Origin of the sequence: Staphylococcus rostri (genome assembly GCF_002902145.1) — a bacterium.
GTDB lineage: Bacteria > Bacillota > Bacilli > Staphylococcales > Staphylococcaceae > Staphylococcus > Staphylococcus rostri.
The window spans coordinates 132,207-156,571 of record NZ_PPRF01000017.1 but is presented as its reverse complement, the minus strand read 5'-3'; the positions used below and the strand labels follow the sequence as shown (position 1 = coordinate 156,571).

The window sequence follows — 24,365 nt, the reverse complement described above, 5'->3', positions numbered from 1 at the left end:
CTCCTTTAATTTTTCATTCTTCTCTATTTGGTGGTTGAACAGTCAAGATTCGGGCATGGGATAGGCGTCTCATTTTCTAAAAAAATTCCGCAGTCCCACTCCATCAAGGCTGCCATCTACAGAAACACTCAAACTGTTTCTATGAATGTCTCAATCCCTTTTCTACTGTCCACACCTGCTTTTATCGTCATTGCCACTCAATGCGTTATCATACCACATCTTATTACGCTTGTGCCGGTTTAAAATGATAACTTCCTCCACGTGTTCTAATAATTAGCGGTGCATGAATGGTTTTATCAATCAAATGTACCCCTTCAATCATATCGTCCTTGCCCTCCACAATTTTGAACTTCACTTTTTTTGCTGGGCTTTCAAGTATTGTGTACTTATCTGCAGTCTCAACAACTTCCATATCAAACCACTGCTTCCAGTTATCGACCATAGTTTGACGTTGGTGGGAATGAAATTCAATCATATCAATCGTAAGCTGACTTTGGAACACATCTTTCAAATCCGCTTCACGTTCATCATCCGTTTTATCCCACTGAATAAAGAACGGCATCATAACATCAAAGTGATGGTTATTCACGTAAAGCAATTGCCAATGTATTTCATGACCTTTCTTATTTTCACGCGTCATACGTACAGGCCCCACTACTTCCAAGCCACGTGCTAAAAACTGTTCTTTCAACTTCTGAATGTCATGTGTTCTAAAACATATTTTCTTAAAACCTTGCTTATAGCCATTATCAATAATAGACGTCGCAAACGAGTATTTACCTTCTTGCGTTTTAGATTGTTGCTTCATTTTCCCTTGATTAAAAATATCGATTAACTCAATATAACTCAAATCAATGTGCACGAGACGATTAAACGTCCCTAAGTTTTCATGACGCCCACCTTTTTGAATTTCTAGATATTTCCCGGGAAATTCAAATCGCTCTAAGCCGTCTATATAATGTATCATGTGATCAAATTCGATATCTACCATACCATCACTCCTGACTGTGATTCGTTGTTTATATTCTACCAAAAATTGGCTATTAACGCTCGAATGAGAGCTAAACGCCCACTCATATACGCTGAAGTGTTATAATGTCAATATTATTCAGAAAGGAGCGTCTTGCATGGAGCTGAGCGCACTATTCGATCATTTAACGAAACTGTACCGTCCCTATATTAAAATTACACAACCACTCTTAGAAGCACATGATCTTCACCCTGCACAGTGGTTAATTCTTAAAGATATCTATACACATCCACAAACAACACTCGTTCAAATTTCTAAAAGACGTTCTATTGAAAAACCAACGACACGTAAAATCTTAAAAGTGTTAGATGAACGTGGATGGCTTATGAGTCAACCCGGCGAAGATAAAAGAGAAAAGTTGCTGACACTCTCGGAACAAGGTGAGATTGTCTACCATTCGCTGATGACTGAAATCCATAGTCAGCAAGCGGACATTACTGCCAAACTGCAACTTACACCCGCTGAGATTGAACAAACGATTCAATTACTTGATCAGCTATACAATAGTATGACGAATAAAATTCAACGTCTCGAATCATAAATAGTCTAAAAGTTTCTCGAAGGGGCTGGGACAACGGAATCTTTTTAGAAAAATGAGATTCCTGTCCCACTTCACTCCCTTAGAATAGAAACAATTAATGCGCTTGTAGAAGTTTCTATCTCTTCTTACAAAGCGCATTTTTAGGTTAACCACCAATATAGTTCATATTAATTTTCTTTTTGCGTCGATTAGCGACCGTTTGTTCCGTACGTTCATCAGAATAGCGATCATCTCGAATATGCCACAAGCCTTTTAACGTTTCTTTAACTTCCTCGTCTGAAGCGCTACTTCTCAACAGTGCTCTCACATCAAAGCCATCTACCGCACTGAACAAGCAACCGTAAAACTTACCATCAGATGACAATCGTGCTCTCGTACACGTTGAACAGAACGATTCGGAAACGCTCGTAATCAAGCCGAATTTAGACTTCGCGCCAACATGACGATAATATTTGGCAACTTCGCCATAATAACGTGGCGGCACTGGCTCAATTTCAAACGCCTGTTGAATGATATTTAACATTTCATCTTTCGTTACGACTTTACTGAAGTCCCAACCATTATCATTTCCAACGTCCATAAATTCAATAAAACGAATGGTCACGTCTTTATCTTTAAAGTATTCGAGCATTGGCACAATCTGGTCATCGTTCATGCCTTTTTGTACAACCACATTCACTTTTACTTCAAAGCCCATCTGAACAGCATTATCAATCTGCTCAAGAATCGTCGACGCTTTAATATTTCTGTTGTTTATCGATTGAAACAGTGCGTCATCAATCGCATCTAAGCTCACATTAATGCGACGTAATCCAGCGTCATATAACTTCGGTCCATGCTTTGTGAGTAATAGTCCGTTCGTTGTGAGACCGATGTCTTCAATCCCTTCAATTTCATTGATTTGCGCAATCAATTGATCTAAGTCACGACGCAACAACGGTTCGCCACCTGTAATGCGCACTTTTTTTACACCCAGTTGTGCATAAATACGTGTGACACGAACAATTTCTTCAAACGCCAATAATTCATTTTTTGGTAAGAAGACATAATCATCACCAAAGATTTCTTTTGGCATGCAGTAATCACAGCGGAAGTTACAACGATCTGTAACGGAAATGCGCAAATCACGTATCGGTCGTCCTAGCTTATCTAATATTTGTGCTGTCATCTTGCGCCCTCCTTCGCTCTCTTATTCTGCAAGTTCGTTTTCTAACTTCTCTAAATCACTCGGATAATTCACATTGCGATACCACTGTTTTGGACTATCAATCGTCTCGACATCTAACCATTGCGCCGACACTTGTTGATACACATGCTTCATGCTTAAGTCATCTGAGTCAAGCACTGACGCGATAATCGGCATCACATTACGATGATAAAAAGCAATCGTTGGAATCGGATACCCTTCCGAAGCAAATCCAGCAATATCCAATTGCGATTCAATCAAATTCGATACCATAAATTGATACAAATGACTGATCGCTTTCTGTGTGACGACCGGCGTATCCACCGAAATCACAAAGTAGAGATCTGCATCATCTTGCTGCATAACGCTATAAATGCCTGCTAACGGGCCTTTGTCACGATGCGCATCGGAATCTACGACCACTCGCGCACCTTCAAATCGACTTGCATGTTGCGCATTACTGCTAATTAAAATTTCGTTAAACATATTCGTTGCTTCTAATGTATGAATCAGTCGTTGATAGAACAACTCACCTTGTATGGAAGCAAATGCTTTCGGTTGGCCGAATCGCACAGATTGACCGCCCGCTAATATAATGGCTTTCATCGCTGTTATTTAACCTCCACTGACCGGCGGAATGAGTGCTACAACGTCATTCGGCATGATAAGTGCATCTTCTTGTACGAATTCTTCATTTACTGCGACTTGGAACGACTTCCCTTGAATCACAGGATATGTTTCATACAAGTGTTTTTTCAATTCTGTAACTGTGATTTCATAATCAAAATGAAAAGTATCTTCCGCACGATCTAACTTTTCTTTTATCTCTGCAAAGTACAATATTTTCACGACGACTTATCTCCCTTCTCAACTGCATCTTCATGGTAGCCACGTTGATGCCCTTGCCATTCAGCACCATCTTCCCATATTTCTTTCTTCCAGATTGGGACGACTTCTTTAATACGCTCTATCGCATATTCATTCGCCGCGTAGGCATCTTTGCGGTGTGGTGAAGAAACACTAATGCAGACGGCAATATCCGAAATTTCTAACGCCCCAATACGATGTACAATCGCTGTTATCGTTCCAGGCCAACGTTCACTGATTTCATCACCAATTTGCGCGAGTTTTTTCTCTGCCATTGGTACGTATGCTTCATATTCCAAATATTCCGTGCGAATTCCTTTTGTCCATTCGCGCACGTGTCCAGTAAATACAACGACGGCACCTTGTTTTTCATTCAATGTCCACTGACGATACTGTTCCGGGTTAATCGGTGCTGTTGTTACTTCATATTGCTTCATGATAACTCTCCTTTAATCCATTGCGCGAGCCACGCATCAAATGATTCATAATCAAAGCCATGACTTGTTAATTGCATAGCGTATTGTATATTGTCTAGTTGCCGTAGTGCCTGCAGTTCCGCTTCATCACGATAGACAATCACCTTAGGATAAGCGGCTTGTTTATACCCTTCTACTAAAATTATGCTGTCGTCCATCGTAACACACTCTGCCAACAAAGTCTCTAACGTAGGATAGTCGTTGCGTTGAATCGTTTCAACATAATCATGTCCTTGCACGATACTTTGATCTGCGCCTGCATGAAAATGACGCATATGATCTACACGATTATCCGGTAGCGTAATCTCTTCGCCGGGATGCCCGTGATGTTTAATCGTCACGACCGTATGTGCAGCTGCCTTCAACTGTTGTACAGTATGTTCCATTAACGTTGTTTTGCCACTATTTTTGTATCCCACAATTTGTAAAATCATAGATACAGCTCCTGCTGATACAGTTCAGCAGACGTTAATAGCACATCGACTTCATGGCCCACTTGATAACCACGTGTACCACCCGGTAACATCATCATACCGTTACTGTGTGCAATCGATACGACCGCTCCTGATTTATTAAATCCTGATGGGCTTACCGTTGCTTCTCGTCCTGTCAACGTTACATGTGCACGTATAAAGCGTGTGAATGGGTTCGCTTTCTTAAAATCTGCCATTAACGTCGCGCGTATCATTGCTGGATAACAGCAAGTCGCGCCCATCATATGATATATCGCTGGTTTGGTAAACAACTCAAACCCTGAATAACACGCTGACGGATTCCCTGATAAACCAAATAAATATTTGCCTTGTGCCACTGCTACTGTTGTTACACTACCAGGACGCATCGCAATTTTATTAAATAACACGTCCGCCCCTAGCACTTTGTAAATATCTGGTAAATAGTCAAAGTCACCGACTGATACGCCACCTGTCGTAATGACCATGTCATGTTGTTCTAGCGCTGATGTAATTACTGCTAAGCTGCTGTCATAGTCATCCATTTGAATATGATAGCGTTCAACCTCTACACCTTCTTTTTGTAGTAACGCCGCAATCATCGGTCCGTTCGAGTTACGTATTTTGCCAGGTTCTAAATCATCTTCAACGTCTAATAACTCACTACCTGTCGCAATAATCGCTGCAGTAGGCTTACGATACACCGGCACGTCTGCATAGCCAAATGTTGCGAGCACAGCTACAGCCCCTGCATTAATGCGTTGTCCTTTATGCAAAACAACATCGCCTGTCGCAGTTTCTTCGCCTTTAAGCGATACATTTTCCAAGCGTTCAAATGGTTTACGTAGCGTGAAACCATCTGCTGTCTCCACAGTTTGTTCAAGCATCACGACTGCATCCGCACCAGCTGGCATTTGCGCACCCGTCATAATACGCACTGCTTGGCCTTGTTGTAGCGTCTTCTCAGATACACTGCCTGCACCGATATGATCCACGACTTCAAATGCGACACGATTGTCTGCACTTGCGCCTTGTGAATCTTCACTGCGAATCGCAAAGCCATCATACGGCGACTTATCAAAGCGCGGAATATCGTACGTGGCGATAATGTCTTCAGCAAGAATATAACCTTCACAATCGTATAGACTTACTTGCGTTGCTTCCGTATAGATGTCTTGTTGTAGCACGCGATGTATCGCTTCTTTGACTGGAATCGGATGTCTCTTTTCAACTGACATACACTTTTCACTCCTAACAAAATTTTCGATTCATGCTATACTTACCTTGCATTTCAAAGGAGGAATAACATGTCTGAATTTACACATATCAATCAACAAGGTAATGCCAAAATGGTGGACGTCTCTGACAAATCCATTACGAAAAGAACAGCCATCGCGCATTCAAGCATTACTGTAAATCAAACGATCTATCAACAAATTACTGATAACACGAATAAAAAAGGTAACGTGCTCAATACCGCACAAATTGCAGGTATTATGGCAGCCAAAAATACCGCGTCCATCATTCCAATGTGTCATCCGCTACCAATATCAGGCGTTGATGTTGCCTTTGATTGGGATACAGACGATGACCAATACGTACTTCACATCGAAACAACCGTCTCCACAACTGGACGTACAGGCGTTGAAATGGAAGCTCTAACAGCCGCTTCAGCAACCGCCTTAACTGTCTACGATATGTGCAAAGCGGTCGATAAAGGGATGGTTATTGGTGAGACGTACCTTGTGAAAAAGACTGGTGGGAAATCTGACTTCCAACGCTAATATACTTTTAATTATCAATGTAACTAGAAGAGATTGGGACATCCGTCATGTATATGCAGTTTGTACAACAGTGTCCAATCTCTTTTTTGTCAGTGTTCGAGAAGTAGGACGCTCATTCTGCACACGTCCTAAACGCTTCTCTCACAACCGCTTTATTTATTCATCTCATGAACGAGGTGATTAAGTTCTGGCAAAATCAATTTGTTCATACCGAGTTTCACTGCGCCCGTGGACCCTGGCAAACAGAAAATGAGTTTGTTGCCGATTGTGCCACCAACCGCTCGTGATAATAAAGCACGTGTCCCGACATCTTCTGTATAGCTTAAATATCGGAATAGCTCCCCAAATCCTTCTATTTCTTTCGTCAATAATGGTGTTACAGACTCTATCGTCACATCTCTTGGTGCAATGCCTGTCCCACCTGTTGTAATAATGACATCAACATCTTCTGCTAGCCATTCATGCAATTGTGCTTGAATCTCTACTTGATCATCTTTCACAATGCGGTAATGATTGGCTTGAATCTCTGTATTAATCGTTTCTAATAATGTTTTAACGAGCTGTCCACCTTTATCCGTTTCAATTGTTCGTGTATCCGAAACAGTTAGCACAGCACAACGGATTGCTCTATCCAGTTTTACATTTGTATGCATAGTACCCCTCCTTGTTGACCGATTACCCAAATAATTGGTGTATCAATTTCTTAGCTTGTTCAACTTCTCGCATGCCATGAATGAGCAGGCGACCATTTTGAAAGGCCACAATGCGATAACCGCCGTATTCAAACTGCAACAAGTAACCATTTGTACGATAGACCATGTGGCGCGATGTTAAATAGTCTACTAACTGATCATACGTCAAACCTTCGCGCTGATATTGCACCGTATCTCGACCGCATAGCGCTGCATAATTAGTAGGACTATGATGTAAATACGGATATTCCGGATGTTCACCGCATGTTGGACAAGACGCTCGTTGCATACGACCAAAACCAAATGCTTGATGTGTGCCTTCCCATATATCCCCATACGTCAATCGCGGTGTGAATGGCGTGTCTGTTAATATTTTTAGTGCGTCTCGCAATTGCAAACTTGTCGCCATCGTTACAGCGGGTTGAATCACGCCTACTGTATCACACGTTAGGTTCATCGCTGGAATTTGCGGTATTAGACATTGAAAACAAGGTGTTTGCCCAGGAATGAATGCCGCTTCAACATAAGTACTACGCACGACTCCACCGTAAATCCAGGGTTTCTCCAAAGCATACGCTACGTCGTTAATCATCATGCGTGTTTCAAAGTTATCCGTCGCATCCAGCACCAAATCTACTTCTGGAACAATTCGATTAAGGAATGTCCCATCAACATTTTCAATAAACGGCACAATTTCAAGATCTTCACGTATTGCCTGTAATGCATGCTGTGCAGCGATTACCTTAGGCATTTGTTGTCGTGCATCCGCTTCAGTAAATAATGTTTGTCGCTGCAGATTCGAATACTCGATGTAGTCGCGGTCAACGATATACAATTTTCCGATACCCGCACGTACAAGCCCTTCAGCGAGATGCGTGCCCAATGCACCCATACCTATAATGAGTGCTGACTTTCGATTAATTTTCTGTTGCCCCTCTTCTCCAATGCCGTCAAAAAGGATTTGCCGTGAATAGCGATTTTGTGTCATGGATATGAACCTTTCTTACGTGATTTAGTCTCTTCTCATTATACGGTGTTGTACTTCTACTCTCAATCAATTAAAACGCATTGTGTGAACGTTCACAATTAGGCATTTCAATACTTTCTTTAAGAGTTTTCCCTACCTTTCCATTCATCACACGTTTCATGTCCAAAATAAAAGACGCCTACGTCACAATCGCATGCGTCCAATCAGTTTATGAAATTACAATCGTCTCATGTGCAAGTTGTTGTGCTTCGTGTTGTGAATGCGTAACAAAGATAATTGGAATACGCCACGTATCAAAAATTTGTTGCACAAGTGCCATACTTTCTTGTTTCGATACATCATCTAAACTTGAAAATGGTTCATCCAACAATAGTAAATCTGGTTTCGTGCTCAATGCTCTTGCTAACGCCGCACGTTGCTTTTCGCCACCTGAACACGTCATCGGATAGGCGTCCAAAATATGCGTAATCTTCAACGACGTCATCAATGTTTCGATATGCGCATTCAAATCCGTCATAAACGTAATATTTTGACGAATCGTCATATGCGGAAATAGTTGGTAGTCCTGGAACAAATACCCGATATTGCGCTCGCGAATGGGCATATCTATTTTCTGCGATGTATCAACGACCGTTCTGTGATTAATACGCACATAGCCGTTATCTGGTGCTTGAATGCCCGCAATCATATTAAGACATGTGGTTTTCCCAACACCTGATACACCTTGCAAGGCGTAAATTTTAGGTTCTTCCGTTATAATATGACAGACGACATTGTTGTTATTAATAACCTTCTCTACATGTATATCAAGCACCTATTTCACCTCACGATAGCGATCCTGGTTCAACATATTCATCGTTCCCATCACTGTAACTGCAAAAGCAACGAGTACGAGCACCCATAGCCATGCTTGGTTTTCACGACCTTGTTGAACGAGAAAATAAATCTCTAACGGTAGTGTATTCGTTTTTCCCGGAATATACCCAGCTACCATTAGCGTGGCACCGAATTCGCCAATGGCACGCGCAAAAGCCATCATCGTGCCAGACATCAACGCACGCTTAGATAATGGTAATATCAGACGATAAAATATTTTACGTTCTGATGCACCCATTGTTCGCGCAGTGTTCAACATTTTATCATCAATACTGCGAAATCCCTGAACGGCGTGTTGGTACATTAATGGAAAACTTACAATAACAGAAGCAATCACCGCTCCCGTTAACGTAAACACAACCTTAATGCCTAAAACATTCGTTAAAAAGTTGCCAATCGGCCCGTTCACCGAAAAGACAATGAGCAATAAAAAGCCCATGACTGTCGGCGGCAACACAATTGGTAACAATACCAAACTCTCACAAAACTTCATTAATTTGCCCTGCTTGTTGTATAGCACCTTCGCAAGTAGCGTCGCACATATGACGACAATAACCGTACTTACCACTGCCACTTGCAAAGAAATCCAAAAAGGAGTTAGTTCTGGCATAACTTTGTCACCTATACTTCAAAATGATATTTTTTCAAGATTTTTTTCGCTTCCTCAGACTGCATAAACATCATCCATGCTTGTGCCGCCTGATTATCTGTTACAACACCCATACGATACGTAATTGGCGTTTGCAGCTGTGCATCCGCCACTTTTGTCACACCTTGTTGCGCCTTTTCGCCAACATACAAGTCGGTTGCATACACAAAGCCGAGTTGTGCATTCCCTTTATCCACATAGTTTAGCACTTCTCGTACATCTTTTGCATAGACGACATGCGATTTAACCGTTTGCCATAAACCTTGATCTTCCAAATACACCTTCGCATATTTACCTGCTGGCACAGATTCAACTTCGCCTATCGCTAACTTGTCAGCATCGCTTAAAGCTTCTACACCTTTAACCGCGCTACCACGTTGTTTAATCAGCACTAACTGATTGTGTGCATAGTCATATGTATCCTTAACTTTCCCCTGCGATTTTAACGCGTCAATATCCTTTGTATTCGCTGACATGAAAACATCTGCAGGTGCCCCTTTTTCTATTTGTTGTCTTAGCGCTCCTGAGCCACCATAATTAAAGTCCACTGTAACATCCGGGTGCGTTTGATGGAATGCTTTGTCTAATTCCTTAGTCACATCTGTCAAGCTTGCTGCAGCCGACACGGTAATTTGCGTCTTCTCCTGCTCTGCTTTTTGCTGTTTATTCGATTGCGACTGCCCACACGCACTCAATAACAATACGACTGACAAACAAACCAGTAACCAGTATTTTTCTTTCATAAGCACACGCTCCTTTGAGACTCCATACTCCTAAATCTTACTCCTTATTTTAGCAAAATGCAGTAAAATAACGCCATTTATTTTGATAAGCCTCTATCCATTCTCACAGCAATAATTCGTTTCAAACACTTTCCTATTTGAACGAAAACACTTACACTAGTTTTATACGGGATAACTTACGATTAAAGGGGGCTTGAGACATGGATCACGATATTCGTTATAACCAGACGATTATTCGCTATCAAGATGGACAGTTGATTGAGACAACAGATGACTATGTGACAGAGTTCCCATTAACTGTAGTTGTAAATGGCCACGAATTTGCGACTGTTATTTGTAGTCCGAATCACTTAGAAGAACTCATTCTAGGATTTCTTGCTTCTGAAGGTGTCATTTTTAAGCGGGATGATTTAATCCGTTTTGAAGTCGATGAACAACGCGGGTATGCTTACATTGAAGTGAATAAGGATATACAACAAGCAAGCTATTTATCAACGAAACGACTGGTGGCGTCATGTTGTGGTAAAAGTCGTGAATTCTATTTCCAAAATGATGCAGCAATTGCCAAAACATCCATGACGACAATTCATATTACACCAGAACAGATTTTACATATGATGGCGCAATTACAAGCACACAGTCAGACGTTTATTGCTACAGGGGGACTGCATAATGCAGCGATTAGCGACGGCAAAGACTTTTACGTGCATCGCCAAGATATTGGACGTCACAATGCCTTAGACAAGCTCTATGGTTATTGCATACAACGTCATATTTCAGTACGCGATAAAATTTTAATTTTCAGCGGACGTATGTCATCAGAAATACTCATAAAAGCAGCTAAAATCGGTGTCGGCATGATTATCTCCAAGTCTGCACCAACGACTTTAGCCGTGCAACTTGCACAAGACTTAAATATTACTGCTGTTGGGTTTGTTAGAGAGAATCACTTCAATATTTATAGTCATCCGGAACGCATTGTCGGTACACCGAGTAACCCAATGCCTTCGTAACGATTTAAGGCCACCGAATCGCATCTTATTACGATTCAGTGGCCTTTATTATATGCTATTCAAGCAATGCAGAATATTGAAATCCTGCATACGTATAACCTTGTTTTACGTACATATCTTTCGCCGTATCTTCTGCATCCGCAACCAGTATCACCGGACGCTCTTGCGCAAGCTGCCCAATTGCCGCTTGAATCCGTGTACCAATACCACGTTTCTGACACTGTGGTAAAACTGCGAAACCATCCAATTCGACAAAATGCTCACTCGGAATAACGTTCACAACACCGACTGGCTGCCCTGCTTCATAAGCAACATAGTAATGCACTGCATGTTCTGCTTCTTCCACAACCGAACGCATATAACGCTCAGTTTCAGCGATATACGCCTCACCATATTCCATACTCATCGGTCGAAACACCGCAAAATAATCTGCCAATGTTTCTGAAGTGACACGCGCCATATGAATCGGTTGCTGCGTCAATGCACGTAGTTGTGCCGCTTCAATAACATACAACTCCACACAACCAAGCGAAAACCCTTTTGTACGTAAGTATTGCAACATATCTACAGATGGTTTGCAATCTTGCGGAAACTCAAAGTTCAAATGTGTTGATCCTTGTGCTTCATGCGTCATGCGCTGTTGCATCATATCATTTTGAAACGTTAACATATCAGGCATAATTCGATAACGCCATTTATTGCCGTCATATTTTAGCGGTCTATCGGGCGTTCGATATTGTGCTACTCTGTCATCCGCTTCAATTAATGTGCCGTCAACATATATATCGTCTATTGTTACGTGCATTGCAACCACCTGCTTTTATTGTTATTCAGCCATTTGTCTCATAATACGTGATGTCACTGGATTTTTATACAATGCCACTGCAATGAAAGTTGCGATCACTGCCTTAATTAAATCACCTGGTAAAAATGTTAATGACAAGTATAGTGCTTTGCTAATTGGCATATGAATGATGAATGCCATCACGATACCGCCGACTGTATCTAATAATATCACACCGAATCCAATAAGAATTGCCAGTGTGCGTCCAAAGTTCAGTTTATCATACTGGCGATCACGTGCCCATCCGATTAAAAATGCTGATACTGCATACATGACTAAGTATCCTGCTGAAGGCCCTAGAAAAACGCCAAAACCACCGCGCCCACCTGATAATAGTGGTGCACCAACCATTACAAGTAATAAAAAGACGATGACGCTTAATAAACCGTACTTACGTCCAAGTAAAATCCCTGCTAAAAAGATACCGATATTTTGCAAAACAATCGGTACAGGCAAAAATGGTAACGGAATTGCTGGCACGAGTCCCATTACAGCAATTACTGCTGTCATCAATGCCGCATAAACTAAATGTTTAGTATTCAATTGTTGTTCCTCCTATAAATACAAAAAATGAGAATCTGTGTCTCTCTATTGGATTCTACGAGGTATTATACCACCATAGTAAACTAAAAGTCTATAATAGTTTACAATTCGGAAACTGCACCAATTAATGCGGCATGGTTTTGTAATTGGGCTGTTCTAATCGTGGCATGACCGTAGCCTTCTGGTAAATAATGTGCAACTTCTGGAACAATAAGTGCTAACAAGTTATCGCCTTGCACTGACACGCCCCCACCAATCACGATTTCAGCTGGGTCATACATAATTTGGATTTCAGCAATCCCACGTGCGATTTCAATCCCCCATCTCTGCAATTCCGTTTGCGCACAAGCATCGCCATCGTTTGCCAATGCGAACCATTCCTCGATAGGACGATAATCATACCCCTGATGCATCAACTGCTTTTTCAATCCATTCGTTGATGCACGCTGCTCATAATTCGTCTTCGTTACTGGGTCATACAACAAGTTACCAATCTGGTTCGGTCGATGACGTGCTCCCGTCATTAATCCAAATGCCTGATTATAATAACTGCCACCAATACCCGTTCCTAACGTTAAACAAAATAAACTCTCAACTGGCTCAGGCACCACCGTCAACTCACCAAGCAACGCAGCATCTACATCGTTATATACACGTAATGCGTCAACATAAGGCGCTAACTGTGCACCAAAGTCCGTCCCCGTATAATCCATAATATTCGGATTCGCATACGCAATTTTACAAGCGGCACGATTCACAGCACCCGCCGTTGAAATACCTACACGTACATCCTGTATATCATAGTTAGCAATATACGTTTTCAACTGCTCTATCACGACGTTCACAATCGCCTCATCATGATTGACAGGTGTTCTTACTTTTTCATAGCCACTCAGTGTACCATCATCTTCAACAATCGCCGACTTAATATACGTTCCACCAATATCAAATGCAATTTTAGTCATAATACTCTGCCCCTCTCATCAAATGATCTGTTAATAACGCTTTGGCTTGTGCGTAGTCTTTCACTTTGAGCGCTTCGTATATGTCCCAGTGTTCTTGCAAACTGCTTTGATTCTGTTCAATCGTCGTTTCAATCGGTGTACGGTAAAAATAGGCGTGTACCACTGCACTCATCTGCTTGAACAACTCCGAATCTACCGCCCTTAATAGCTGTGCATGAAATGCCTGATCCACTTGACTGTTAAATAAAGCTGGGTCATCTACTAACGCTTGTGCAATACCGTCTATTGAAGCTTGCTCACGTTCAATTACATCAATTGCCGCCAACTCAAATGTTAAGCGCAACATCATCAAGTCCTTTAAGTTACCTTGTGAGACTTGAAAACTAAATAAAAACCCTTCGATTAACGGGCGAATATCTTGTTCTTTCACGAGCGTGCCTCGACCTTGCACACTTTCTGTAACTCCTGTATTTTCAAGGTAACTCAGCGCTTCCCTAACAACAGACCGACTCACTTGATAGTCTTCAGCCAATTGACGTTCTGTCGGTAGTTTATCCCCTACATTCAGCTGCTCTGTCAGAATATAATCTTTAATCTTTTCAACTACAATTTGTTTTAAACTTTGACGCGATGTCGTTTGGTTAATTGTTTCCAATGTTACCCCCCTCTTGCCATTGTCTTCATATGTATGATCGTACCAATTGCGATTGTTTTTGAAAATACCTTCATCACATGAAAATGAACAACTGCTACATATTAACAGTTAAAATATTTTTATTTTTTATTGACCCACAGATTGATAACGCTTACAATTGAATTATAAATTGGTCAGACCAATATGACAAATAAAAATAATTTGGAGGGCTTTTTGTGAATAATGAATTGAAAGGTTTATACGCAGCGCTACTCGTACCATTTGATGAACATGGACAAGTCAAAGAAGAGGGTCTCCGCCAAATCGTTAGAAATGCGATTGATGTTCAAAAGTTAGATGGCTTATATGTGAATGGTAGCTCGGGGGAAAACTTCTTGATGAATACGACTCAGAAAAAAGAAGTATTCCGTATCGCAAAAGACGAAGCAAAAGATGCCATTAATCTTATCGCACAAGTTGGTTCTCTCGACTTGAATGAAGCAATAGAGCTTGGTAAATATGCGACTGAACTTGGTTACGATGCTTTATCAGCCGTAACGCCATTCTATTATCCTTTTACTTTTGAAGAGATTAGAGACTACTATTTCAAAATTATCGAAGCAACGAATAACAAAATGATTATTTATTCAATTCCTGGTCTTACAGGTGTCAATATTTCAATACAACAGTTTGAATCGTTGTTTGAAAACAAAAATATTATCGGTGTGAAATACACTGCACCGGACTTCTACTTATTGGAACGCTTACGTAAAGCATTCCCAGATAAGTTGATCTTCTCAGGATTTGATGAAATGCTCGTTCAAGCAGCCATTTCTGGTGTCGACGGTGCGATCGGCTCAACATATAATGTCAACGGTGTGCGTGCACGTGAAACGTTCGAAGCCGCTCAAAATGGTGATATTGCACGTGCATATGAATTACAGCATGAAACAAACGACATTATCGAAGCTGTATTGAAAATGGGACTTTATCCAACACTTAAAGCATTTTTAACTGAGAAAGGTATTGATACAGGCTTACCAAAAGCACCTTTCCATCCGTTTGACGAAAAACATCGTCCAGAACTTAAAGCAATTGTTGAAAAATACAACTTATAGTTAGCACATTACATTGAGGAAAGAGATACACAGCTAGACACGCATATTTTTATACGATTAACCTATGCCCTGTTTACAATCTCTTTCCTTTTTCTCAACCACATATGTTAACGCTTACAAAATATATTGAGTACTTGGGCTGGGACACAAACAATTTAAACACTGGGAAACTGATAAACGCTTTTGTCCCAACCTCAAAACGAGAGGGGTTATTATTATGCAAACAGTAGGATTTGGATTTTGGAACTGGGTTGCCCTTGTTCTTTATTTATTACTTATGCTTGGTGTCGGTGCTTATTTCACAAAACGTGCCGGTAAGGATACCGATAGCTTCTTCACAGCAAGTGGTCGTCTCCCTGCATGGGTCGTTGGATTTTCTATTTATGCGACTACATTAAGTGCCATTACATTCATGTCGACACCTGAAAAATCATTTTTGACAGACTGGTCTTATATCGCAGGGAACATTGCCATTGTTGCGATTATTCCTTTATTGATTTACTTTTATATTCCATTCTTCAAAAAGTTACGTGTCACATCAGCTTATGAATATTTGGAAGCACGTTTCAATCCAGCAGTACGTGTGATTGGCTCATTACTCTTCGTCTTCTTCCATCTCGGACGAATTGCGATTGTTATCTATTTACCAACACTTGCGATTACATCTGTATCGGACATTAATCCGTACGTTGTCGCAAGCCTTGTCGGACTGTTATGTGTGCTCTACACATTCTTAGGTGGCTTTGAAGGGGTTGTATGGAGTGACTTTATCCAAGGGGTTATCTTATTAGGCGGTGCCCTCGTCATCATTATTATGGGGATTACACATATCGATGGTGGTCTTGCTAGTGTTTTCCATGACGCAGTAGAAAATAAAAAATTGATTAGCATTGATAACTGGAAATTGAATGCGACTGCAGCAGCAATTCCAATTATCTTTTTAGGTAGTGTCTTTAACAACTTACAACAATATACTGCCAGCCAAGATGTCGTACAACGTTATCAAGCATCTGAATCATTGAAAGAAACATCACAATCTATTTGGACAAATGGTATTTTAGCACTTATCTCTGCCCCACTATTCTATGGTATGGGAACTGTACTTTATGCGTTTTATGCACAACATCAAACATTACCTGAAGGCTTCAACACGTCATCTATCGTGCCTTACTTCATTTTGACTGAGATGCCACCGTTTGTTGCCGGGTTGTTAATTGCAGCAATCTTTGCAGCAGCACAATCAACCATCTCATCAAGTTTAAACTCAATCGCAGCTTGTTTATCAGTCGACATTAAACAACGCTTCTTTGGTAAGAAAAGCGAGAAAGCAGAAGTACGTTTCGCACGACTCGCGACAGTTATCGTTGGACTTTTCGGTATGCTCGTATCACTTTACTTAATTGCAGCTGACTCAAGTGATGTTTGGGACTTATTCTTATTAATTACAGGGTTATTCGGTGTACCAATTGCAGGTATCTTCGCAGTCGGTATCTTTACAAAACGCACACATGGTGTAGGCGTTATTATCGGTATTATCGTCGCAGTTATTGCAAGTTACTTCCTACAAGGTATCGGTGGTGCAGGTTCACCATTCTACGTTTCTATTCTCGCCTTTGCGATTGCATTCATCGTCGCTTATGTTGCGAGCTTAATCATCCCACAACCGAAAAAAGATATTGCTGGACTTACAATTTATGATAAGCACGGCGAAGTATCATATAGATCAAAATAGGTAAATAAAAATGGGTGTGCACGCGCACACCCATTTTTATTATTATTTATTCATTAATTGCTCTTTTAAGCCTTTACGCATGACTTCTAATGTGTAAGGATCATTGTACCAGTAAACATTAGAATCTACTTTAATCACACGATCATTTTGAACTGCTGGTAAGTTTTTCCACATATCTGTTTGTTGGAATTCTGGTTCAGCACTGCCTTTAGCTTGTGCACTTACGACAACATCTCCTGCGTATTTCGCAATTTCTTCTTTAGAGATTTCTGTCCAGCCTTCTTTTTCAGTTGCTTTTTCTAACTCAGTGGGCATGTTTAAACCAAATGCTTGGTAGACAACTTCACTACCACGGCCCCAGTTTTTACCATAGGCATAGATTTTTTTGTCGAAGTCTTCAAAGATTGATACAGATACATCTTCGCCAAGTTGTTTTTTAATTTCTTTACCATCTTGTGCTGTTTGTTTCTCCCAATCTTCTTTCCATTGCTTCACTTCGTCTTCTTTACCAATAATTTTGCCAAGCAATTCTTGTTGTTCTAAGTAGTTGTACTGACCGTAGTCAATCGCAAGTGTTGGTGCAATTTTTTGAAGCTTTTTAACGTTTTTATCTGTATTATACGTTAAAATTAAATCTGGTTTTAACGACGCAACTTTTTCAACATCTTCTGCGCCAACTTTTTTGACGTCTTTAAATTGTTTAGATAACACTGGGCTTTGGTCAACACTTTCAACCACACCGGCAATGTTTGCATCTAAATATTTCAAACCACCCGCATATGTTGGTGCTAAAACAACGATACGTTTTGGATCTTTCGGAATTTCTACTTTTTCAGATCCTTTTGCTGTTTTGAGTGCAAGGTCTTGCATCTCACCTTTTGACTTACTGCTATCGCCGTTTTGACCACATGCAGCGAGGACAAAAACAAGCGCAATTAAAGATAAAAGTAATCTTTTCATCATTACATCTCCCATATTTTTAATTGATAATGATTATCATTATTGTATTGTGTTTTCGATGTAATTGCAATGTTTTTTTGTTAAAATTTCAAATCTATTCTCTAAATAAACATAAAGAGCAAGACAACATTATCAGTCATCTCACTCTTTATTCTATATAATTCTTTTTAGTTAGTATGATATTAACGAGTCAGATCATGACTTTTAGGCAACGTTCGTACCCATGTGAATAGTACAATCGTTTGCATAGCTAGCATAATCACCAAGCCAACACGCACCCAAAAGACATCGACCATCCAGATTGAAAAACTAACGACAATATACACACTCACGAGTAACTGTATCTTTTTGCGCATCGTATACCCTCGATACTTACGAAAGTCTTCTACATATGCTTGATAAATATGCGTTTTCACAAGCCACGCGTGCAAGCGATCAGAACTTTTAGCAAAACAGATCACTGCGACTAATAGAAAAGGTGTTGTCGGTAATAAAGGTAATACTGCACCGGCGAATCCTAATAACGTAAAAATAACACCGATTGGTACTAATAAAAACCGCATATACTATTCTCCCTTTGTAAGACTATGTTCATTATATATACGGCTATTATAACTTTCAATGAGAGAATAAGATAGAAAATATATTTCTTGAAAAGTTTTCCCTACTAACTAACGTAATAGATAGCTTGTTGCCACTCGCTCAGACGCCTAAAATGGTATCAAAAATGGTATCACTCGCGACAAATCTATTACGCGTCACGCTTCTGTCCTATCTATATTGTCTTACCCTTGTTGTCTTTCTTCCAAGGCACCACGTGCAATATTGGTATATGTCATATCCTCCATAGGCGGGTTATGGAGACCTGCACGCATATCACGATAATAGCGTTGTAATGGGCGCTCCATTTCGAGACTTTTCGCACCGACAATACGCATTGCTAAGTCGACAACATCCAAGCCTTCGTTCATGACAATGACTTTGCTCGCTGCAGTTTCGGCTGCAATATGGTCTGTTTCGCCTAAGTTTTGATACGCATGTGCTGTACTCCACAACATATGACGTGCGGCCAATAATTTTGTTTCCATTTTACCTAAGTTTTGTTGAACAACTGGTAAGTCGCTAATCGTGCCTTCAATGCTGTTTGGGCTATGTGTCAAACTAAAATCTAATGCGTAATTACGTGCAGCTTGTGCAATGCCTAAATACGTACTCGGAATATGGAGTAACCAGCCATTTTGGAACTTAGGTCCTTCTCCTTTAATTTCCACTAAATATTTTTGGTGCACTTTCACATCATTTAAAATTAAGTCGTGACTTTCTGTTGCTCTCATGCCAACAACATTCCAGTTATCTGCCACTTCTAATCCTTCTGCTTCTTTCGGAATATAGAAAAAGCCCACTTTGTCTTTCTCCGGAATATATGCTGCCACAATGACGTGTGTTAAACCGCGGCTCATTGATGTGAATGTCTTAACACCATTTAAAATGTACGTATCCCCTTCAAGCTTAGCGTTCGTACTTGGTCTACCGCCACGTGTTGGACTGCCTGTTTCAGCTTCACTCACTGCACGGTTAATCAAAGCACCTTGTTTAACAGCTTCCGCAAATTCATCTAGAACGTCCTTGTCCCAAAGTTGCCTTTCAAAGAGCTCTCCTACTAAGCCGACGTGCCAACCGATAGACAGCGCTGTTGCACCGTCAATAGAACCTAACAATGTTTGTAAAACGACCATATCTTCAAGCGTCGCACCTGCGCCACCGTATGCTTTCGGTAACGTCAATTGTGTGTACCCTGAATCGACAAGCCATTGAATGTTCTCATAGGGAAAGCGACTTTGTTCATCGTTGGATTGTGCATATGACTGAAATTGCTCTCTTTGCGCTTCTAACTTCTCAATCCATTCGCGCTGAATGTCTGATTGAATTAAAATTGATCTCATAATGTAAACTCACAACCTTTATTCTTAGTTATTTACTCAACATTATAATATATTTCACTAAGAATTCATACATCTCTGTAAAAAGCCATACGATTGCCACATTTGTACAATAGAAAAAAGCTGATAGTTATACCCTAAAATAGGTGTAGCTATCAGCTTTTATTTAAGTTCATTCGCTTTAACAATGCGTTCATCTGGCATTTACATTAAAACAATTTTTCTATTTTTTCAAACAGCACATCCATTTTACGATATTGTGGCTTGCTTACTTCAACAATAACAGTGCGTTCATCTTGTTCGTTTCGCTTTTTCGATAAGAACCCTAATTCTTTGAGCTTTTGCAATGCTTTCGTAATATAATACGGTTTGAACTCTGATGCCCGAATAATGTCCTTCACGTTATACGATGGTTTGCGACTGCCATGAATAAATGTCAAAATAAATAATTCTTCGTACGTTAGATTGTACTCACGTTTAATTGTTGATTGTAAATACTTAGATGTGTAACTAATGACCATAAGCTCTTTCATATCTTTAACTGCAAACTTTTCCATACAGTTCCCCCCTAATAATATGCCTCTAAGTCGATTACAGATACATTAAATTTCACTACAAACTATATAAACTTATATGTTTAAATCTTTTGTTACTATATTTTAAAATTTATTCACTTCGTTAGCAATCTTTTCTCATTTATTTTTTCACTTTTTTTCATCATCAAATTCACTTCACATTTAGAACATTTAGCGTTATAATTTTCTATTTTTAGCTATCAATATTTTAAGGGGAACTTGTCTTTCTCACAAAAACAAAAAAAGAGGCCCGAACTGAATTTGTCCGGACCGCTAAAGGCTTTCTTATTATAGCTATACGCTTATTTTTTTGTTACAAGTGTGTCTGCCAAGCTCAAGCCTGCAAGTTTCGCGACATCAATCGCATGTTGTGCGCCTGCTTTACCGTGACCTGCTTGTAAGTGTTTTGCAATTGCAACACCCATCACACCTAACGTAATCACTGAACCAAGTTGTGATAAACGTTTGTTAAAAATACTTAAGCCTAGTAACCCTGCAGCAGTTGCTTCTGCAGCACCTACTACTTTCACTAATTCTGGTTGTAAGTTAAATTGTTCAAAAGCTTGTTTCATACCTTCATCACCTTTTAACTTCGGTTGTGCTGCGTCAAACATCTCTTTCGCTACTTTTAAGTTCATTGCATATCTTGTAATCATTCTATTTCGCTCCTTTTATTTATCTTCAAAATATTTGTCAACAATCGGTTTTACTTTTTCACCGAATAGACGAATCGCGTTCATTGTACGTTCATGTGGCATAGAGCCAATTGGTAAGTGCATCATAAAACGGTTAATACCTAATGCTTCGACTGTTTCGATAATCTTTTGTGCAACTGTCTCAGGACTACCTACGTACATGGCACCATTAGGACCGACTTCTCTTTCGTAATGTTCCATCGTAAACATAGGCCAACCACGTTCTTTCGCTAATACATTATGGTGTTGCTCTGTTGGACGATAGAACTCCCGTTGTGCTTGTTCATCCGTTTCAGCAATATAGCCCCATGAATGTGTAGCCACTTGGATTTTACTTGCATCATGACCTTCAGATTCTGCTGCCGCTCTGTACATTGCAACATTGCGTGCAAAGCGTTTTGGATTACCACCAATAATGGCATACACAATCGGTAAACCAAGACGTCCGGCTTTGATTGAAGACTCTGGCGTACCACCTGTCGCTAACCATATCGGTAATTCAGGTTGTACTGCTCTTGGGTAAACACCTAGTCCATCAATGCTTGGTCGCAACTGCCCTTCCCAATGAACAATCTCATGTCGATTAATCGTCATTAATAAATCTAACTTTTCGTCAAAGAGTTGTTGATAGTGATTCAAATCATAGCCAAAAAGTGGAAAAGATTCAATAAATGAGCCTCGTCCTGCCATAATTTCTGCGCGTCCATTAGATAAACCATCAATTGTAGCGAATTGTTGATAAACACGTACAGGATCGTCTGATGATAATACAGTTACCGCTGAAGATAACTTAATATTTTCTGTTACGGCTGCCGCTGCCGCAAGTACAGTACCAGGATCTGATACAGCATAATCTTCTCGGTGGTGCTCACCTAAACCGTAAATATCTAATCCTAATTGGTCTGCAAGTTTGATTTCCTCTACAATATTACGAATACGTTCTGCATTTGATAATGCTGGCATATGCCCATTTTCTGTATAAATGTCTTGATTGTCTGCAAATGATGTTAAGCCTAATTCTACTCTCATCGTCACCGACCCTCGCTTTCAAGTATAAAATTTATACTAGAAATATACCACCACTTTTTATACTTGTCAACACTTAGTATTTCGCAAATAAAAAGTGAGACACCCCATTACTTTGGTATGACTCACTTTGTGTGACTGGTTATGCACCAGCGTATTTATTGATTTGTTGTTGTACGTAATCGATAAATGCAGCAACATCACCATTTTGAATATTGCGCATTGCGACATTACCTACTTCAAAGCCCATCCATAGAACATCGTCTTCTAATGTGACACTCGAAATCTCATTGTACGGGATGTTGCGATAATAAAATTGCCCGTTCATATCCACGTTCATTATTAAGCGCTCATTCGTCGCAATATATGCCCCTTCAAATTCACGCTGCCCATTTACTTGATATTCAATGTTACCTAATACAGAAGGACCCGTCTTCTCAGTTGGAAACAAGTCTTCTGGATTTACTCTATCTAAAATCATGCCATCTCTCCTTCTCTTTCTCCCTATACACTGTATCATGGTCTCTGAGTTAATGATAGGGCGTGGGACAGGAATCTCATTTTTCTAAAAAGATTCTGTAGTCCCACCCCGGCAAGGCTGAGTATGTGTGAAAAAAGCTTGTAAAAGCGTATTTTCATACCAGCCAGCTACATGAAACCTCAAACATAAATTGAATGTTTCTCCAGCCACGGTCCTGTTGAACACCTTGCATATGTTGTTTTAATAAGAAATAAGACCGATATTTTCACGACCTAAATAGTCGATCGTCAAGCCTTCTTTGTAAAGATCTCGATCTAATATCGTTGATGCAATCGTAATAATCGCATCAATGTTTGGTGTCGGTACGCCAATCTCACGTCCTAAGCTAGACCATAGTACAAGACCGTATGCAATATCTTCTGTTAAATAACGGTTGTTGACCTTATGTGGGCCTGGAATTTGAGAAAATACAGGACTATGGTTGAAAATTTTATTCAATGGCTCATCTTCCATCTCACGTTCCAAGTAACCACGTTCAATACGTGCTTCTTTCGCTGTTTCAAGTTCAAAGCCAAGTTTACGTCCTAACGATAAACGCTCTTGTTCAACCGCATGCAATAAGCGTACGGTATGTTTCGTGATCCCTTCTTTATACAACGCAAAATGGTCACTATAATCAATACGTCCAACATTCAACAACACTGGACCTGGATGCACCTCTGGATTACCATTTTCAAGATTTGTACGCCATAAGCACTCTTCTTTAACGATATATGGATACAGTTGTTCCACTTTGTTGAAAGCGTCAATTAAGTCTTTTTCATCAAATGTTGAGAAATAAACTTTGCGTACTTTTAACGATAAGTCTACTCTCGCCGCTTCAAAGTCGACACGTGTTCCATATGTTAAAGTGTTCGCTTCTGCAAAAATAGGACGTGTCTCTAAGTTGTATTCATTCAATACTTTAATAAAACGTGCAGAACCCATTGCCGCTGCCATATTAAAGAATACAATTTGATCATCTTTAATATGATGCGCCATCAACTCTGCGTAGTATTCAATAAATGAAGATGGAATGACCAGCATAACTACCTCTGCACCTTCTAGAACATATTGCATGTTATCGCTCACTGCCGTAAATTCAACAAAGCTTTCTTTACCTTCATTGTTGTAATGGAAGCCCCCCTGTTCAATAGCTTTGTCAAATTTGCTAATCGATTGATTACGACTGTATAGTCTCACTTCATGACCTTGATCTACCATATCTACTGCTGCTGTAACAGCGCCGTTACCTGATCCTACAATTGCAATTTTCATATATACCCTTCTTTCTATCTTTACAATTTATAAAACGTATTTGTGTATGTTATCGCTAAGATGCGAGGAACGTACACACTGCTCAAAATGGTCCCTAAAATTTTCGCAGTAGCCAACTGACATGACAATGATTCAGCCTGACTAAAAAACGCTGCTCCTATGTTATTCCTCGTTTTATATATTAATACACATTCCTGAATCGTATCAAAAAGGTCTTGAAAAATAAATATTTTTTCAA

The 24,365-nt window shown here is 40.1% G+C and carries 29 protein-coding genes; 5 read left to right on the top strand and 24 right to left on the bottom strand.

What is annotated here, in order from left to right; all coding sequences use genetic code 11:
- Window positions 1–223: 223 nt before the first annotated feature.
- Window positions 224–991 (bottom strand): VOC family protein, encoded by a 768-nt coding sequence (locus CD122_RS03395; RefSeq protein WP_103357596.1) that lies wholly within the window; start codon window positions 989–991, stop codon window positions 224–226.
- A gap of 136 nt (window positions 992–1,127) precedes the next feature.
- Here CD122_RS03395 and CD122_RS03390 point away from each other — a divergent pair, with 136 nt between their 5' ends.
- The gene (locus CD122_RS03390) at window positions 1,128–1,571 is read left to right on the top strand and encodes a MarR family winged helix-turn-helix transcriptional regulator (RefSeq protein ID WP_103357595.1); all 444 of its coding nucleotides are present in this window, start codon (window positions 1,128–1,130) and stop codon (window positions 1,569–1,571) included.
- Window positions 1,572–1,716: 145 nt separating this feature from the next.
- Here the strand turns inward: CD122_RS03390 and moaA are convergent, their stop codons facing one another.
- The 6 genes from moaA to CD122_RS03360 are packed head-to-tail and all read right to left on the bottom strand — an operon-like array spanning window position 1,717 to window position 5,790.
- Window positions 1,717–2,739, bottom strand: a complete 1,023-nt coding sequence (gene moaA / locus CD122_RS03385; RefSeq protein WP_103357594.1) for a GTP 3',8-cyclase MoaA — start codon at window positions 2,737–2,739, stop codon at window positions 1,717–1,719.
- A gap of 21 nt (window positions 2,740–2,760) precedes the next feature.
- A complete protein-coding gene (mobA, locus tag CD122_RS03380) occupies window positions 2,761–3,363 on the bottom strand; it encodes a molybdenum cofactor guanylyltransferase MobA (RefSeq protein ID WP_103357593.1) in 603 nt (200 codons plus the stop codon).
- Between the two features lie 9 nt (window positions 3,364–3,372).
- Entirely contained in the window at window positions 3,373–3,606 is a 234-nt protein-coding gene (gene moaD / locus CD122_RS03375) for a molybdopterin converting factor subunit 1 (protein WP_103357592.1), read from the bottom strand.
- Window positions 3,603–4,061, bottom strand: coding sequence for a molybdenum cofactor biosynthesis protein MoaE (locus CD122_RS03370; protein WP_103357591.1), 459 nt, complete (start codon window positions 4,059–4,061; stop codon window positions 3,603–3,605). The genes moaD and CD122_RS03370 overlap by 4 nt, the downstream gene beginning before the upstream one ends.
- Window positions 4,058–4,534, bottom strand: coding sequence for a molybdopterin-guanine dinucleotide biosynthesis protein B (mobB, locus tag CD122_RS03365; protein ID WP_103357590.1), 477 nt, complete (start codon window positions 4,532–4,534; stop codon window positions 4,058–4,060). The genes CD122_RS03370 and mobB overlap by 4 nt, the downstream gene beginning before the upstream one ends.
- A complete protein-coding gene (locus tag CD122_RS03360; protein WP_103357589.1) occupies window positions 4,531–5,790 on the bottom strand; it encodes a molybdopterin molybdotransferase MoeA in 1,260 nt (419 codons plus the stop codon). The genes mobB and CD122_RS03360 overlap by 4 nt, the downstream gene beginning before the upstream one ends.
- Window positions 5,791–5,859: 69 nt before the next feature.
- Here CD122_RS03360 and moaC point away from each other — a divergent pair, with 69 nt between their 5' ends.
- The gene (gene moaC / locus CD122_RS03355) at window positions 5,860–6,336 is read left to right on the top strand and encodes a cyclic pyranopterin monophosphate synthase MoaC (RefSeq protein ID WP_103357588.1); all 477 of its coding nucleotides are present in this window, start codon (window positions 5,860–5,862) and stop codon (window positions 6,334–6,336) included.
- Between the two features lie 152 nt (window positions 6,337–6,488).
- On the opposite strand, the gene CD122_RS03350 is transcribed toward moaC, so the two are convergent.
- The 5 genes from CD122_RS03350 to modA form a co-directional block, all read right to left on the bottom strand.
- Window positions 6,489–6,989, bottom strand: a complete 501-nt coding sequence (locus CD122_RS03350) for a MogA/MoaB family molybdenum cofactor biosynthesis protein (RefSeq protein ID WP_103357587.1) — start codon at window positions 6,987–6,989, stop codon at window positions 6,489–6,491.
- A 22-nt stretch (window positions 6,990–7,011) separates the two neighbouring features.
- Entirely contained in the window at window positions 7,012–8,016 is a 1,005-nt protein-coding gene (locus CD122_RS03345) for a ThiF family adenylyltransferase (protein WP_103357586.1), read from the bottom strand.
- A gap of 208 nt (window positions 8,017–8,224) precedes the next feature.
- Complete coding sequence (locus CD122_RS03340) at window positions 8,225–8,830, bottom strand: ATP-binding cassette domain-containing protein (RefSeq protein ID WP_103357585.1); 606 nt, start codon at window positions 8,828–8,830, stop codon at window positions 8,225–8,227.
- Window positions 8,831–9,502: a molybdate ABC transporter permease subunit gene (gene modB, locus CD122_RS03335; RefSeq protein WP_103357584.1), complete on the bottom strand. Its 672-nt coding sequence runs from the start codon at window positions 9,500–9,502 to the stop codon at window positions 8,831–8,833.
- 11 nt (window positions 9,503–9,513) lie between these two features.
- Window positions 9,514–10,284 (bottom strand): molybdate ABC transporter substrate-binding protein, encoded by a 771-nt coding sequence (gene modA / locus CD122_RS03330; RefSeq protein ID WP_103357583.1) that lies wholly within the window; start codon window positions 10,282–10,284, stop codon window positions 9,514–9,516.
- 200 nt (window positions 10,285–10,484) lie between these two features.
- Here modA and fdhD point away from each other — a divergent pair, with 200 nt between their 5' ends.
- Entirely contained in the window at window positions 10,485–11,297 is an 813-nt protein-coding gene (fdhD, locus tag CD122_RS03325) for a formate dehydrogenase accessory sulfurtransferase FdhD (RefSeq protein WP_103357582.1), read from the top strand.
- Between the two features lie 55 nt (window positions 11,298–11,352).
- Here the strand turns inward: fdhD and CD122_RS03320 are convergent, their stop codons facing one another.
- From CD122_RS03320 to CD122_RS03305, 4 genes are all read right to left on the bottom strand, one after another.
- Entirely contained in the window at window positions 11,353–12,102 is a 750-nt protein-coding gene (locus tag CD122_RS03320; protein ID WP_103357581.1) for a GNAT family N-acetyltransferase, read from the bottom strand.
- Between the two features lie 21 nt (window positions 12,103–12,123).
- Window positions 12,124–12,684, bottom strand: a complete 561-nt coding sequence (locus tag CD122_RS03315; RefSeq protein WP_103357580.1) for a biotin transporter BioY — start codon at window positions 12,682–12,684, stop codon at window positions 12,124–12,126.
- Between the two features lie 101 nt (window positions 12,685–12,785).
- Window positions 12,786–13,649 (bottom strand): ROK family protein, encoded by an 864-nt coding sequence (locus CD122_RS03310; RefSeq protein ID WP_103357579.1) that lies wholly within the window; start codon window positions 13,647–13,649, stop codon window positions 12,786–12,788.
- On the bottom strand, window positions 13,642–14,304 hold the full coding sequence (locus tag CD122_RS03305) for a FadR/GntR family transcriptional regulator (protein WP_103357578.1): 663 nt from the start codon (window positions 14,302–14,304) through the stop codon (window positions 13,642–13,644). Before CD122_RS03305 ends, CD122_RS03310 begins: the two co-directional genes overlap by 8 nt.
- Before the next feature lie 215 nt (window positions 14,305–14,519).
- Between CD122_RS03305 and CD122_RS03300 the strand changes: the two genes are divergently transcribed.
- Window positions 14,520–15,401: an N-acetylneuraminate lyase gene (locus CD122_RS03300; protein WP_103357577.1), complete on the top strand. Its 882-nt coding sequence runs from the start codon at window positions 14,520–14,522 to the stop codon at window positions 15,399–15,401.
- A gap of 217 nt (window positions 15,402–15,618) precedes the next feature.
- A complete protein-coding gene (locus tag CD122_RS03295) occupies window positions 15,619–17,133 on the top strand; it encodes a sodium:solute symporter family protein (protein WP_103357576.1) in 1,515 nt (504 codons plus the stop codon).
- Window positions 17,134–17,175: 42 nt separating this feature from the next.
- Here the strand turns inward: CD122_RS03295 and CD122_RS03290 are convergent, their stop codons facing one another.
- The 8 genes from CD122_RS03290 to CD122_RS03255 all read right to left on the bottom strand — a co-directional run bounded on the left by CD122_RS03290 (window position 17,176) and on the right by CD122_RS03255 (window position 24,127).
- Window positions 17,176–18,093, bottom strand: coding sequence for an ABC transporter substrate-binding protein (locus tag CD122_RS03290; protein WP_103357575.1), 918 nt, complete (start codon window positions 18,091–18,093; stop codon window positions 17,176–17,178).
- A 182-nt stretch (window positions 18,094–18,275) separates the two neighbouring features.
- Window positions 18,276–18,656 (bottom strand): YbaN family protein, encoded by a 381-nt coding sequence (locus CD122_RS03285; RefSeq protein ID WP_103357574.1) that lies wholly within the window; start codon window positions 18,654–18,656, stop codon window positions 18,276–18,278.
- A gap of 222 nt (window positions 18,657–18,878) precedes the next feature.
- Entirely contained in the window at window positions 18,879–20,036 is a 1,158-nt protein-coding gene (locus CD122_RS03280; protein ID WP_206167745.1) for an acyl-CoA dehydrogenase family protein, read from the bottom strand.
- 206 nt (window positions 20,037–20,242) lie between these two features.
- Window positions 20,243–20,590: a transcriptional regulator, SarA/Rot family gene (locus CD122_RS03275; RefSeq protein ID WP_103357572.1), complete on the bottom strand. Its 348-nt coding sequence runs from the start codon at window positions 20,588–20,590 to the stop codon at window positions 20,243–20,245.
- Between the two features lie 320 nt (window positions 20,591–20,910).
- A complete protein-coding gene (locus tag CD122_RS03270; RefSeq protein WP_103357571.1) occupies window positions 20,911–21,264 on the bottom strand; it encodes a DoxX family protein in 354 nt (117 codons plus the stop codon).
- A gap of 15 nt (window positions 21,265–21,279) precedes the next feature.
- Window positions 21,280–22,332 carry an LLM class flavin-dependent oxidoreductase gene (locus tag CD122_RS03265; protein WP_103357570.1) on the bottom strand — a complete coding sequence of 351 codons (1,053 nt, stop codon included), beginning with the start codon at window positions 22,330–22,332 and terminating at the stop codon, window positions 21,280–21,282.
- 139 nt (window positions 22,333–22,471) lie between these two features.
- Complete coding sequence (locus tag CD122_RS03260; protein WP_103357569.1) at window positions 22,472–22,810, bottom strand: PH domain-containing protein; 339 nt, start codon at window positions 22,808–22,810, stop codon at window positions 22,472–22,474.
- 240 nt (window positions 22,811–23,050) lie between these two features.
- A complete protein-coding gene (locus CD122_RS03255; RefSeq protein WP_103357568.1) occupies window positions 23,051–24,127 on the bottom strand; it encodes an NAD/NADP-dependent octopine/nopaline dehydrogenase family protein in 1,077 nt (358 codons plus the stop codon).
- Window positions 24,128–24,365: the final 238 nt, after the last annotated feature.

Coding starts and splice junctions, on each gene's coding strand:
- CD122_RS03395 (WP_103357596.1), bottom strand. CDS start 991: ATGGTAGATATCGAATTTGATCACATGATACATTATATAGACGGCTTA.
- CD122_RS03390 (WP_103357595.1), top strand. CDS start 1,128: ATGGAGCTGAGCGCACTATTCGATCATTTAACGAAACTGTACCGTCCC.
- moaA (WP_103357594.1), bottom strand. CDS start 2,739: ATGACAGCACAAATATTAGATAAGCTAGGACGACCGATACGTGATTTG.
- mobA (WP_103357593.1), bottom strand. CDS start 3,363: ATGAAAGCCATTATATTAGCGGGCGGTCAATCTGTGCGATTCGGCCAA.
- CD122_RS03370 (WP_103357591.1), bottom strand. CDS start 4,061: ATGAAGCAATATGAAGTAACAACAGCACCGATTAACCCGGAACAGTAT.
- mobB (WP_103357590.1), bottom strand. CDS start 4,534: ATGATTTTACAAATTGTGGGATACAAAAATAGTGGCAAAACAACGTTA.
- CD122_RS03360 (WP_103357589.1), bottom strand. CDS start 5,790: ATGTCAGTTGAAAAGAGACATCCGATTCCAGTCAAAGAAGCGATACAT.
- moaC (WP_103357588.1), top strand. CDS start 5,860: ATGTCTGAATTTACACATATCAATCAACAAGGTAATGCCAAAATGGTG.
- CD122_RS03350 (WP_103357587.1), bottom strand. CDS start 6,989: ATGCATACAAATGTAAAACTGGATAGAGCAATCCGTTGTGCTGTGCTA.
- CD122_RS03345 (WP_103357586.1), bottom strand. CDS start 8,016: ATGACACAAAATCGCTATTCACGGCAAATCCTTTTTGACGGCATTGGA.
- modB (WP_103357584.1), bottom strand. CDS start 9,502: ATGCCAGAACTAACTCCTTTTTGGATTTCTTTGCAAGTGGCAGTGGTA.
- modA (WP_103357583.1), bottom strand. CDS start 10,284: ATGAAAGAAAAATACTGGTTACTGGTTTGTTTGTCAGTCGTATTGTTA.
- fdhD (WP_103357582.1), top strand. CDS start 10,485: ATGGATCACGATATTCGTTATAACCAGACGATTATTCGCTATCAAGAT.
- CD122_RS03320 (WP_103357581.1), bottom strand. CDS start 12,102: ATGCACGTAACAATAGACGATATATATGTTGACGGCACATTAATTGAA.
- CD122_RS03310 (WP_103357579.1), bottom strand. CDS start 13,649: ATGACTAAAATTGCATTTGATATTGGTGGAACGTATATTAAGTCGGCG.
- CD122_RS03295 (WP_103357576.1), top strand. CDS start 15,619: ATGCAAACAGTAGGATTTGGATTTTGGAACTGGGTTGCCCTTGTTCTT.
- CD122_RS03290 (WP_103357575.1), bottom strand. CDS start 18,093: ATGAAAAGATTACTTTTATCTTTAATTGCGCTTGTTTTTGTCCTCGCT.
- CD122_RS03285 (WP_103357574.1), bottom strand. CDS start 18,656: ATGCGGTTTTTATTAGTACCAATCGGTGTTATTTTTACGTTATTAGGA.
- CD122_RS03280 (WP_206167745.1), bottom strand. CDS start 20,036: ATGAGATCAATTTTAATTCAATCAGACATTCAGCGCGAATGGATTGAG.
- CD122_RS03275 (WP_103357572.1), bottom strand. CDS start 20,590: ATGGAAAAGTTTGCAGTTAAAGATATGAAAGAGCTTATGGTCATTAGT.
- CD122_RS03270 (WP_103357571.1), bottom strand. CDS start 21,264: ATGATTACAAGATATGCAATGAACTTAAAAGTAGCGAAAGAGATGTTT.
- CD122_RS03265 (WP_103357570.1), bottom strand. CDS start 22,332: ATGAGAGTAGAATTAGGCTTAACATCATTTGCAGACAATCAAGACATT.
- CD122_RS03260 (WP_103357569.1), bottom strand. CDS start 22,810: ATGATTTTAGATAGAGTAAATCCAGAAGACTTGTTTCCAACTGAGAAG.
- CD122_RS03255 (WP_103357568.1), bottom strand. CDS start 24,127: ATGAAAATTGCAATTGTAGGATCAGGTAACGGCGCTGTTACAGCAGCA.